10 protein-coding genes are annotated in these 11,640 nt (G+C 73.2%); 6 read left to right on the top strand and 4 right to left on the bottom strand.

Annotation, left to right across the window (positions count from 1 at the left end):
- Positions 1 to 481 precede the first annotated feature (481 nt).
- The 6 genes from AC07BS_RS27520 (at position 482) to AC07BS_RS27495 (ending at position 8,267) form a co-directional block, all read left to right on the top strand.
- Complete coding sequence (locus AC07BS_RS27520) at positions 482 to 634, top strand: FDLD family class I lanthipeptide (protein ID WP_478649604.1); 153 nt, start codon at positions 482 to 484, stop codon at positions 632 to 634.
- A gap of 124 nt (positions 635 to 758) precedes the next feature.
- On the top strand, positions 759 to 2,147 hold the full coding sequence (locus AC07BS_RS27515) for a lanthionine synthetase C family protein (protein ID WP_478934816.1): 1,389 nt from the start codon (positions 759 to 761) through the stop codon (positions 2,145 to 2,147).
- A gap of 93 nt (positions 2,148 to 2,240) precedes the next feature.
- On the top strand, positions 2,241 to 5,471 hold the full coding sequence (locus tag AC07BS_RS27510; protein WP_478934815.1) for a lantibiotic dehydratase: 3,231 nt from the start codon (positions 2,241 to 2,243) through the stop codon (positions 5,469 to 5,471).
- Positions 5,468 to 6,433 carry an MsnO8 family LLM class oxidoreductase gene (locus AC07BS_RS27505; protein ID WP_478934814.1) on the top strand — a complete coding sequence of 322 codons (966 nt, stop codon included), beginning with the start codon at positions 5,468 to 5,470 and terminating at the stop codon, positions 6,431 to 6,433. The genes AC07BS_RS27510 and AC07BS_RS27505 overlap by 4 nt, the downstream gene beginning before the upstream one ends.
- Before the next feature lie 146 nt (positions 6,434 to 6,579).
- Positions 6,580 to 7,224 (top strand): RNA polymerase sigma factor, encoded by a 645-nt coding sequence (locus AC07BS_RS27500; RefSeq protein WP_478649614.1) that lies wholly within the window; start codon positions 6,580 to 6,582, stop codon positions 7,222 to 7,224.
- Positions 7,221 to 8,267: a CU044_5270 family protein gene (locus tag AC07BS_RS27495; RefSeq protein WP_478934813.1), complete on the top strand. Its 1,047-nt coding sequence runs from the start codon at positions 7,221 to 7,223 to the stop codon at positions 8,265 to 8,267. Before AC07BS_RS27500 ends, AC07BS_RS27495 begins: the two co-directional genes overlap by 4 nt.
- Before the next feature lie 7 nt (positions 8,268 to 8,274).
- Here the strand turns inward: AC07BS_RS27495 and AC07BS_RS27490 are convergent, their stop codons facing one another.
- The 4 genes from AC07BS_RS27490 to AC07BS_RS27475 form a co-directional block, all read right to left on the bottom strand.
- Positions 8,275 to 8,802 carry a hypothetical protein gene (locus AC07BS_RS27490; RefSeq protein ID WP_478649618.1) on the bottom strand — a complete coding sequence of 176 codons (528 nt, stop codon included), beginning with the start codon at positions 8,800 to 8,802 and terminating at the stop codon, positions 8,275 to 8,277.
- A 122-nt stretch (positions 8,803 to 8,924) separates the two neighbouring features.
- Entirely contained in the window at positions 8,925 to 10,196 is a 1,272-nt protein-coding gene (locus AC07BS_RS27485) for a hypothetical protein (protein ID WP_478934812.1), read from the bottom strand.
- A gap of 43 nt (positions 10,197 to 10,239) precedes the next feature.
- The gene (locus AC07BS_RS27480) at positions 10,240 to 10,743 is read right to left on the bottom strand and encodes a SigE family RNA polymerase sigma factor (protein WP_478649623.1); all 504 of its coding nucleotides are present in this window, start codon (positions 10,741 to 10,743) and stop codon (positions 10,240 to 10,242) included.
- 114 nt (positions 10,744 to 10,857) lie between these two features.
- Positions 10,858 to 11,526 (bottom strand): helix-turn-helix transcriptional regulator, encoded by a 669-nt coding sequence (locus AC07BS_RS27475; protein ID WP_478934811.1) that lies wholly within the window; start codon positions 11,524 to 11,526, stop codon positions 10,858 to 10,860.
- Positions 11,527 to 11,640 lie beyond the last annotated feature (114 nt).

Below are 11,640 nucleotides of genomic sequence, written 5' to 3'. Positions count from 1 at the left end.
GTGACCGGATGCTTGTCGGGTGGGGGCGGTGCGGCGTTTTGGGGGGGGGGGGGGGGGGGGGGGTCGAGGAAAGGGGGGGGGGGGGGGGGGGGGGGCGTTTCCCCTCCCCCCCCCCCCCCCACGACCAGGACGGCCCGAACAGCCTGAATGGCCCGAACGGCCCTACGACACCGAGGCGTTACCGGAGAGCACCATGAACGCTTAACCGGAGAACCAGGACATTCCGCGGGCGTCGCTCTCGGCCGCGTGAAGCTGAAACCAGCCATCTTGGTGGCCGAACCCGCTCTCCTGGAGGTGTCATGATCAGCCACTTTGTTGATCTTGTTAGTTGCGTCACTCCCGCGATGGCTGGAACCATGCGCCGGAACCAGCCACCTGTTCGAATCGCGTGCTAGAACTCCCCTAGTGCCGCTCCCTGCACGGAATTCAGTGGAGCCCGGCCGGGGGAGCGGGAATTGCGTGAATTCAAGTGGAGGTAAATATGGAGCCGGATTTCGACCTTGACGTCCGTGTGGTCGCCACGCCCGTCCAGGACACCATGGAAGGTTTCGCCAGCATCGGCAGCACCTGCTGGTCCTGCAACAACGCTTCCTGTGGCTGCCCGATCACGATCGGCTACCCGACGGTCTGCTGATCCGTCGGTCTGCTGACGGGCGCACGCCCGTAACAGGGAAGCTCCCGGTGCGATCCGCGCGATCCGCACCGGGAGCCTTCTGGTAACGAGACAAGGTGTTGTGGTGATTCGGGGGGACTCCGCAGTGGCGGTACTGGAATTCGACGCGAGGACCGCCGAGGTGGCCCGGGCCGTGGCCGACCGGCTGGCGAAATTCGCCGGTGAGGCGGTGCGGCGGCAGGGAACGACACCGGCGAAGGCACCGGCGGAGGCACCGGCACCGGCGAAGGCACCGGAAGGAACACCGGGCGACCAGCCCGCGGGAGCACACGGTTCCAGCCTGGCGGACGGCTACCCGGGGATCGCGCTGGCCCTGCTGCACGCCGGCAAGGCGCTGGACGACCAGACATTCATCGACGCGGCGCAGGCCCTCCTCCGCCGTTCCGCGCAGGCCACCGCCGAAGAGCCGCTGGCCGGGGCCGGTCTCTACTCCGGTACCGCCGGATTCGCCTCCGTCCTGCTCGAGTTCTCCGCGCACGACCACCGTTACCTGCCGTCCTTGCGCCGCATCGCCGACCGGCTCGGCGAGCAGATCGCGGCGACGCCGCGCCCGCGGCCCGGGGAGGGCCTGCCGGTGGCCGCCTTCGACGTCATCTCGGGCGCGGCCGGCCAACTGGCCGTGGCCGCCCGGCTCTGCACGGCCCTGGACTCCGCGCCCGGCGACCCGATCCGTACCGCGGCCGAGCGGCTGACGGAGTATCTGCTGAGCCTGACCGAGCCGGACGACCGGGGACGGTTCGGCTGGTTCACCTCGCCGGACTACTACCCGGCCTACCCGGGATACGAGGAGCAGGCCCCGCACGGCATGTACAACCTGGGCTTCTCCCACGGGTTGCCCGGCATCGTCTCGGCCCTGTGCGCCGCGATCACCGCCGGCATCGGCGGTGCGGGCCCGGCCGAAGCCCTCGCCCGCACCACGGCCTGGCTGGTCGACAGCCGGCTGAGGGACGAGACGCCCGGCGCCGCCTGGCCGAACCTCCTTCGCGCCGAGGAGGGGACCGGACTGCCCGTCGCCCCGCTCGGCCAGCACTCCGCGCGCGCCGCCTGGTGCTACGGCGCTCCGGGCGTCGGCATCGCCCTGCTGAACGCGTCCAAGGTGCTCGGCGACTACGCCCTTGAGGCGACCGCGGTCGGGGCCCTCCAGCGGGTGGTGGACTGGGCGCCGGCCGAGCGGACGATCTTCTCACCCAACCTCTGCCACGGCCACGCCGGCCTGCTGGCGGTCTATCAGCGGGCCCACGCGGTGACGGGTTCGTCCTCCTTCCGGACCATGGCCGAGGACGCGTTGTCCACCGTGCTGTCCCTGGCGGACGAGGCCCGCCCCTACGTGATGGTGGACGAGCCCCGGCGCGGTGAGTTCGTGGACGACCCGGGGCTCCTCAACGGCGCCGCCGGGGTGCTGCTCGCGCTCTGCGGGGCTCTCGCACCGCGGGCGACGGGGTGGGACGAGATCTTCTTCCTCACCCCGGCCTGATCAGGACCCGTCGTACCGCCGTACCCCCGCCGTAGCCCGCCGTACCGCCATACCGCCGTAAGAGCGTTGCTCCAGCACAGCTAAGGATTGAGCGTGACCCGTCGGAACGCCGTCACCCACGTCCGGACCTACGCCGCACGGGACTTCTTCCTGCTGCGCGCGCCGGCCCTGCCGACCCGGGGGATGACGGACCTGCTGGCCACCGGCGCGGGCCCGGCCGGTGCGGAGCCGGCCGGTGCGGGCCCGGAGGGATGGGAGGACCGCTATCTGCGCGGCCTGCTGGACCTGTGGGCGAAGCCCGGGGTCCGCTCGGCGATCTCGCTGGCGGCACCCGACCTGGCCCGTGCCGTGGAGGGCATCGACACCCTCTCGGCCCGGGACCGGCGCCGCGCGATGATGAGCCTCGGCCGGTACCTGAACCGGATGAGCCTGCGACCGACCCCGCTGAGCACCGTGGCGGGCGTGGCGGTGGGCAGGTTCGCGGAACCGGCGCCGGCTCCCGATGTCAGCACCAAGCCCGACTCCGCCCCCGACTCCGCCTCCGGTATCCGCCTCGGCCTCCCCGCCATCACCGACGCCGTGGCCAGACCGGACATGGGCTGGGTGCTGCACCTGTTCAAGTCGGTCACCAGCACCTCGCGAGCCCGTACCGAACTGGAGTTCCGCGCCAACGACCTCATGCACGTGAGCCGGGGCCGGGCCTGGCTGTCCACGGCCGACGCCTACGGCGAGGGGTCGCGCCGCGCGGTCTCCGTACGCTGGTCCCCGGCGGTCCGGCTCGTGCTGGAGTCGGCCCGTACGCCCAGGACCTTCGGCGCGTTGCGCGACGAGCTGGCGCGGCGGTATCCGGCCGTCCCGCCGGAGAAGGTCACCGCGCTCCTGGACCAGTTGGTCGACCTGGCCTTCCTGATCACCGCGCACCGGCCGGTCCTGATGGAAGGGCTGGCACAACCGCCCCTGTCGAAGCGGTTGGCGGCCGCCTGCGACGACGACACCATCGCGGCCCTGGAGTCCGTCGAGGCCGCGATCGCGGCGTTCAACATCGCCGGCGACGCGACCGCCCTGGAGGCGCTCCAGGAGGAGATCGCCCCGCAGGCGCGGGAGGTGAGCGGGGAGTACGCCGGGCCCCTGCTGCGGATCGACGCCCATCTGAACGTGCCCGCCCGTCCCGTCCTGCCGGCCGAGGTCCAGCGGCTGGCGGAGGGAGCCGCCGACATCCTGACCGCCGCGGGCGACGTCTACCAGTACCCGTTGCGGCTGCGCGACTACGCGACGGCGTTCACCGAGCACTACGGCGCGCAGGCCCAGGTCCCGGTCCTGGAGGTGCTCTCCGAGGAGACCGGGCTGGGCGCGCCGGCCGGCTACCTGAGTCCGCCGCGTTCGTACGAGCTGCAGCCGATGACCACCCGCGACCGGAGCAGGGAGGAACGGGACGCGGTCCTGCAACGGCTCGCCGCCGACGCGATGAGCCGCGGCAGCCTGGAGGTGGTCCTCGACGATCGGTGGATCGCCGAGCTGCGCCGCTACGACGACCGGCCGCTGAGGCCCGCGATCGACGTGCGCCTCCAGGTGGCACCGCCGACGGCGGCGGGGGCCGGCTGGCGCGGGGTGGTCACGGCGGTGGCGTACGGCGGCCGGACGTTCGCCCGGTTCCACGACCTGCTGGGCACGGAGGGACGCCGGGGCCTGGAGGAGCTGGCCGAGGCGGAGGCCGCGTTGCTGCCCGGGGTGGAGGTGGTGGAGCTGACCTACCTTCCGGAGAAGGCCCGGGCCACCAACGTGGCGGTCCGTCCGGCGGTCCGCGCGCTCGAGCTGCCGCTCAACGTCGCGCCGGGGCGGCCCGCCCACCAGGTGGTCGCGCTCGAGGACGTGGTCGTGGGCGTACGGGACGGCCGGCTCTACCTGCACAGCCCGGCCCTGGGGCGCGACCTGCACGTCACCCAGCACACCATGCTCAATCCGCTGATGGCGCCGAACGTGGGCCGCTTCCTGCTGGACGTCTCCGCGGCGGCCTTCCGCGAGGTGTCGATGTTCGACTGGGGCTCCCTGTCGGGCAGCATGCCGTTCCTGCCCCGGGTCGTCCGGGACGACCTGGTGCTGCGGCGCGCCCGCTGGCTGCTGACGGCCTCCGGGCTGCCGGCCGGCTGTGCGGAATCGCCGGCGGCCTTCACCGCGGCCGTCGCCGCCTGGCGCGAGCGGTGGAACGTGCCGCGCCTCGTCGTCCTCACGCAGGGCGACAACACGATCCTCCTCGACCTGGAGAGCGCCCCCTCGCTGGAGGAGCTGCGGCTGGCCGCCGCCCAGAAGGCGGACTTCACGCTGCGGATCGAGGAGGCGCTGCCGGGTCCGGAGGACAGCTTCCTGCGGGACGAGGCCGACGCCCCCTTCGCCGCGGAGGTCGTGGTTCCCGTGCTGCGCGCGGGGCACGCGCCGGCGCCCCGGCCCGCGGCCGCCGCCCGCCGGCCGATCACCGACGCCGAGCGGCTGCGGCCGGTCGGCGGCCCGTGGGTCTACGCCAAGCTGTATGTGGAGAACGACGCGCAGGACGCCCTCCTGGTGGACGAGGTGGCGACGCTGACGCGCACGCTGGCCGAGCGCGGCCTGGCGGGCCACCCGTTCTACCTCCGGTACGGCGATCCCGCCCCGCACCTGCGGCTGCGCTTCCCGGCAGCGGATCCCGCGCGGGCCGCCGAGCTGCTGGGCGAGGTCGCCACCTGGGCTCACGGCCTGGTGACCGAGGGCCGGATCATCGACGTCTCCTTCGCGACGTACCGGCGGGAGATCGAACGCTACGGCGGACCCGAGCTGATCGACGCGGCCGAGGAGCTCTTCCGCGGGGACAGCGCCGCGACCCTCGCCCTGCTGCGGCACCTCGCGGCGCCCGTACCGGAGGGCGAGGCCCCGCTGGACCGGGCCGCGCTCACCGTGCTCAGCCTCGAAGCCATCGGCCGGATCCTGGTGCCCGACGTCACCGAACGACACGAGCTGGTACGGACGATGGCCGGTCCGCTGGCCGGCGCCACGGAGTACCGGGCCGCCGCGCGCCGGCTCTGGCAGGGCCACACCGCCCCCGGCGCCGAGGCCGCGGTGCTCGGGCAGGTGGGCGCGGTCTGGCGGAGCGCCGGGGCGGGGTACGCGGCCCGGTTCGCCGAACTCGCGGCGGCCGGCGCCCTCTGGTCGGACCGGAGGGACATCCTGCGCAGCCTGTTCCACATGCACTGCAACCGGATGGGCCTGCGGCGCGAGCAGGAGGACGCCACGTACGGCATGTGGCGCCGGCTGCTCGACCGGGCCGCCGCGACCGGGACGGGAGCCCGGTCGTGAGACTCACCGCCTTCGACCAGGTGCTGGTCTACGGGGCCACCGGCCCGGCCGGAGCCGCCCGGGAGTCGGTCCGGCTGGCCGTGGCGGCCGAGGAGCTGGGGTACGACCGCTTCTGGGTCGCCGAGCACCACGGCGCGACCAGCGGCTGCGGGTCGCCCGAGGTGCTGGTCGCCTCCGCCGCGGCGGTGACCAGCACCATCCGGGTGGGCACCGCCTCGGTGCTGCTGCCCCACTACGCGCCGTTGAAGGTGGCGACCACCTTCAACCTGCTGGAACGGCTCCACCCCGGCCGGATCGACCTCGGTATCGGCCGTGGCCCCGGCGCGGGCGAGGCGATCACCCGGCATCTCGCGCGGCCGGGCGAGGCGCCGTACCCGGAGAAGATCGAGCAGCTGGTGGCCCACCTCACCGCCGGGACGGACCTGCTGCCCGAGTCCTCGCCGCCACAGCTGTGGCTGACCGGGGCCGGCCCCGGCGGGGCACAGCTGGCGGCCCACTTCGGGCTGCCGTTCTGCCTCGCGCAGTTCGCCCACGGCAGCGCGCGGCCGGAGATCGTGGAGCTGTACCGGGAGAAGTTCAGGCCGGGCCCGTTCGGCGAGAGCCCCCGCGTCGGCGTCGCCGTCCGGGTGGCCTGCGCGGACGACCCGCGGGACGTCCGCCTCCTGCGCTCCCTCCTCACCCTGGCCGCCGCCCCGACGGGGCGCCGGACCCTGCCCTCCTGGGACGAGCTGCACGCCCTGGCGCCCGCCGCTCCTGCTCCCGCCCCCGCGCTCGCGCCCGGCCCGGAGTCGGACACCCTGGCTCTGATCGCCGGGGTGCCGTCGGAGGTGGCCGAGCGGCTCGCCGGTCTGACCGAGGCCTACGCCCCGGACGAACTGGCCGTCACGACGGTCTGCCCGGACTTCGCCCTCCGGGTGCGGACCTTCGAGCTGGTGCGGGCCATGGTGCCGGGCACCGCGTAGGGCCGTAGGGCCACAGGGGCAATCCTAAAAGCGCATATATTCCATTTGACCCGCTTGACGGGATCCGATGTGACGGGCGTCACTGGAACCGGTCGTGAGATGCGGAGAGGTACGGGTCATGGAACGAAACGCTGAAGGAGACCCGTATGCGCGAGCGCGTCAGAGCTGGTGATCGCGAGGCCTTCGCGACGCTCTACGACGAGTGCGCGCGGACCGTCTACAACCACGGTTACCGGTTGACGGGTGACTGGGGGATGGCGGAAGAGGTGATGTCGGAGACGTTCCTGGAGGCATGGCGCAGCCACGAGCAGGTCGAACCGGAGGGCGGTTCCCTGCTGCCGTGGCTTCTGGGCATCGCGACGAACAAGGCACGCAACGCCGATCGTGGGCGACGCAGACGGCTGGCCTTCCTGGCCCGCCGACCGGCCGAGAAGGCCGTACGGGACTTCGCCGACGAGGCGGTGGCACGGATCGACGACGCCCGGGAGCTGGCCGTCGTCCGCGCGGTGCTGGACCGGCTGGGGCGGCGGGAGCGTGAGGTGCTCGCGCTGTGCGTGTGGTCCGGCCTGGACTACGCCGAGGCCGCCCAGGCGCTCGGCGTCCCCATAGGAACGGTGCGGTCACGGCTGTCCCGCGCCCGGGCAAGGCTGCGCCGCCTGACCGACGCGCAGCTAGCCGAGCGACCGCCTTCCGAGGCGCCGTCACCGTCGGCGGACCGCCGCTCTCGCCTGGCGGCCGCGCCACCCCTGCCCGTCCCGCCCGCCCTGTCCACCCGGGAGGAAGCCCGATGACCTCGACGGCTCCGAAGACCCCCACGCCCATCTCGACCGAACGCGAGGAGTGGGCCCGGCTGGCACCGACGCCGGCCGAGCGCGACGTACCGGCCGACCGCCTGAAGCACCACCGGGACGCGCTCCTGCGGCAGATCGACCGTGACGCGGCCACCACGCCCGCCGCCCCGGCCGCCCGCCCGCGCCGACGCCTCTGGACGCGCCCGGTCCTGCTGATGCCCGCGGCCGCGGCCGCCGTGACGGCGTCGGTTCTGCTCGTCACGTCCCCGTCGCATCAGCCCGCCGACGCACCCGTCATCTCCGGCGCCCACGACGGGGAGACCCTCTCGCCGCAGGCCACGACCGTGCTGCTGGACCGCATCGCCGCCGTCGCCCAGCAGACGGCGACGGGGCCCGTACGGGAGGACCAGTTCGTCTACATCCGCAGCAAGGCCACCACGACGCTGCACATCAAGCCCGTGAAGGCGGGTGCGCCGAAGGAGCGGGAGGACTGGATACCGCAGCGCTCCGGCCCGACGGAGAAGGGCCGCATGTTCCGCGAGGACGGCAAGGACGTCCACGTGAGGGGCGCGGCGGCACCGGCCGGGCTGGATCGGCCCACCTACCAGTGGCTGGCGTCGTTGCCCACGGACCCGGGCGCGCTGTACCGGCGTATCCGCGCCGAGGTCAGGCCGGTCTCGGGCCAGGACTTCGATCAGGCCGTGTTCGAGGCCTTCGGCCGTCTCCTCGGCTCGTCCGTCATGCCGCCCAGGACGGAGGCGGCCCTGTACCGGGCGGCCTCGCACATCCCCGGGGTGACGGCGACGCGGGACGCGGTCGACGCGGACGGCCGCCACGGGGTGGGGATCGCCCGCGAGGACACCCAGCTGCACCAGCTCACCGAGTGGGTCTTCGACGCGCAGCGCCTGACCTATCTGGGCGACCGTAAGTACCTGACCCGGACCAGCGCCTGGGGCACCAAGGGCACTCTCGTCCACGCCACCGCGGTCCTGGAACGTGCCGTCGTCGACCGTTCCGGCCAGACCCCGGGCGCCAGGTCCTGACGGATCCTCAGCTCGCCCAGGTCCGCAGGAGCTCTTCCCGTTCCGCCCGCCGAGGGGTCCCGCCTTCCCAGGCCCGGCCCCACGCGGACATCGCCGCGAGCGTCGTGGCCATGGTCGCGGCGCCCTCGGTGAGGCGGGACAGGAGGGCTCGGGAGAGGTCGGCCTCTGCCGGGGAGTAGCCGACGGCCGCGGCCGTGTAAGCCGTCAACGCGTGCTCACCGTCGGTGGATTCCAGGCATATCGTCATCATCGGCGGGGTCTCGCTTCCCCCGAGCGGGCCCACGGGAAGGGCCATGTTCATCACCGTGCTCAGAGCCATGTCCGTGACCGCGCCGACCTGTCGCTTCAGGGTCTTCACGGGGACGCCGGTCACCGTCAGGGCCTGTACGTCCTCCCAGAGGTGGAGGCCGGATTGTTCGTCGCCGAGGGCCACCACGCCCTCGGGGGTCAGGCGGACGCCGGGAGCCAGACCGGTCGGCTTCGCGCCGATGTAGACGTCGCCTTCGGCGATCCAGAACAGGCCCACCATGGCCATGGGTTCTCACTTCCCCCGACGACGGCACCGCCGTCGCGTCACACATCGAACAGTCAGGACGTCCGCCGCAACGCGCGAAGGGGCCGGGAAGTTCCCGGCCCCTTCGCGCGGACCCCGAACCCTCACGAATGGTCGAGCCACTTCCGATCGAGCGCCATCTCCTGGAGCCGCTCCAGGCTCAGCGGTGGCTCCGGGCGGGTCACCGGGGCGCTCTCCGCGTAGGAGTTGATCTCGCGGACGAGGACGCGACGGCCGTCCGGGCGCAGGGTGTCGGCGGTCCAGACGACGGCCGAGCCTCCCTTCTCCGAGGACGCGTGGGTGACCTTGACCCGGGTGCCGTCCGGGAGGGTCAGGCTCCGGCAGTCGGCGCTGTCGGAGTCGGACGGGCAGTCCATGAGTCCGGCCAGGGCCTTGGTCATGCCGTTCTGCACATCCGCTTCGATCATGGACTTGCCGTGGCCGTCGTCGTACGAGAGCTGGACGAGGCCGGCGTCGGCGTGCTGATCGGTGATCCGGCCGCCCGGGGGCAGCAGGGAGGTCAGCACCTCGGTCATGCGCGCGCCGGGGACGCCCTGCTGCCGGGGCCCGGCGGGCGCGCCGGAGGCCGGGGCCGGGAGGGAGCTGATGGCCTTGCGCCATGCCGGGCTCCGCACGATCGTGCTCAGCTGCTCGATGGACAGTGCCGGGTCGGAGCCGCCATCGGACGCCTTCTCCTCACCACCCCCGAACTCCTGCAGGAACAGCACCGCGCCGTCGGCGGTGACGAGTTCGGCGTACCAGCGCCGCTGCCCGGTGTCGTTGTTGGGGTGGGTGAAGGAGGTGGTGGTGTAGAGCGTCGAGCCGTCGGGCAGCTTGCTCGTCCGGCACTGGTCGTACGGCCGTACCTGGACGGGCAGGCAGCCGCCCGGGTGGTCACCGGGACCGAGCCGGCCGATGGCGATGTCGAGGCCGGAGGTGCCGCTCGGGCCGCTGTAGGTGAGCTTGGCGGTCAGGGCCGTCTTTCCGCTGCCCGTCGAGCCGGTCCCCGAGGCGTCGGAGACGGCCCCGTCCTTCGGGAGCAGGCTCTTGAGGGTCGCGACCATCTCCTCTCCACTGATGGTCGTGGTGGCCGCCCGGCTGTTACGGGGGGCCGCGGGGGAGAGGTCCTGCGGGGTCGCGGTGCCGCCGCCCTGTCCGGTGCCCAGGAGCGTGCTGCCGAGGGCGACCAGGGTCAGCGCCGCGCACCCCGCCCCCATCTGGAACATGCGCACGCGGCGCAGCCGGTGGCCCCGCGCGGTCGCGCGGTCGACCAGGTCGCTGGCGGGGGGAGGGAAGGCGTGGGTCGCGTCCTGCAGGGCGGCGGTCAGCCGCCGCTCGAACGCGTCGTCCGCGTCGTCATGGTGGTCAAGAGGCATGGGACAGCTCCGTTCGTACGACTGGAGAATGGGGCGGGTCGGTTCAGCGGGCGGCGAGCTCGGACAGCTCGTCACCGAGCAGCTCGCGCAGACGCCGAAGCGCCCGCAGGCTCCGTACGCGTACCGCCCCTTGCGAGAGCTTCATGGCCGCGGCGGTCTCCTCCACCGTGCGGTCCTCCCAGTAACGCAGCACCAGCACGGCACGGTCCTTGGCGGCCAGCCGCGCCAGCCCGTCGAGCAGCGTCAGCCGCAGCTCCGCGTCATCGAGGTGCCCGGCATGGTCCGGGAACGAGTCGCTCGGACGCTCGCTCGAACTGCGCAGCCGCCGATGGGACAGGAACGTCCGGACCAGCACGGTATGCGCGTAGGCGACCGGCGAGTGGTTGCGGTTGATCCGCCGCCACGACCGGAACATCTTGGCGAGGGTCTCCTGGACCAGGTCCTCCGCGAGGTGCCAGTCACCACCGGTGAGCAGGCACGCCGTACGGAACAGGTAACCGCTGCGCGCGGCCGCGAACTCCAGGTAGTCGCCGGGAACTTCCCCCACCTTGTTTCCTTCCACGAATCTGACGTCACTCTGTATACGAGGCGGGAGGCAGGCCACGTTACACAGAGCTCTCCTCGGGCCGGACAAAAGATCGCGGGCCGAGTGGACGCGTGTTCAGGTCCGTGATCGGAGAGGTGCGCCGGGACGCCGCCGTCGTTCTTCGGCGCGGGGTGTCAGTGAAGCCAGTGCGCTGGGTTGCACCGCGTCGGCCGCGGTCGAGCCGCGTAGGAGTTCGGTCGGATCGTGGGGTCGTGCCTGCTCCGTGGTGGGAGCCGCCGCTGTGATGCGGTCCAGGCGGAAGCCCCGGCCGGCCTGTCGGGTACGACACCAGGCGATGAGGTACCACCGGCCGCCGGCGGTCAGCAGTCCGGCCGGTTCCACCACGCGGTCGCTCTCGCGTCCCGCCGCGTCGATGTAGGACAACCGCAGCACCGTGTTGGTGGTGAGGGCTTGTTCCACCGCGACGCGGACCGTGGACGCGGACGGCGAGGGCAGCGTGACGATCCGTGCGGCGAGCTTCCGTGCCGCCGCCGAGGCGGGGCCGGTCATCGAGGCCGCGATCTTCTGGGCCGCTGTGCGGGCCGCACCGGCGTACGGGGCGCCGGCGTCGGTGGCGGCGAGGGCGACGGCCAGTGCCGAGGCTTCGTCGGCGGTGAAGTGGATCGGGGGCAGGGTCATCTCCGGGTCGATCGACCAGCCCCCGCCCCGCCCGGGGGCGGTACGTACCGGGACACCGGCCTCCATCAGCGCTTGGAGGTCGCGCTGCACCGTGCGCGTGCTCACCTCGAAGCGGGGGGGGGGGGGGGGGGGGGGGGGGGGGGGGGGGGGGGGGGGGGGGGGGGGGCCCCCCCCCGGGGAGGGGGGGGGGGGGGGGGGGGTGGTGGAGGGGAGGCGACG

This window comes from Streptomyces sp. NPDC044063, assembly GCF_056434285.1.
Note: the sequence above shows the minus strand (reverse complement) of the source record. Positions and strands in the feature narration are given on the sequence as shown.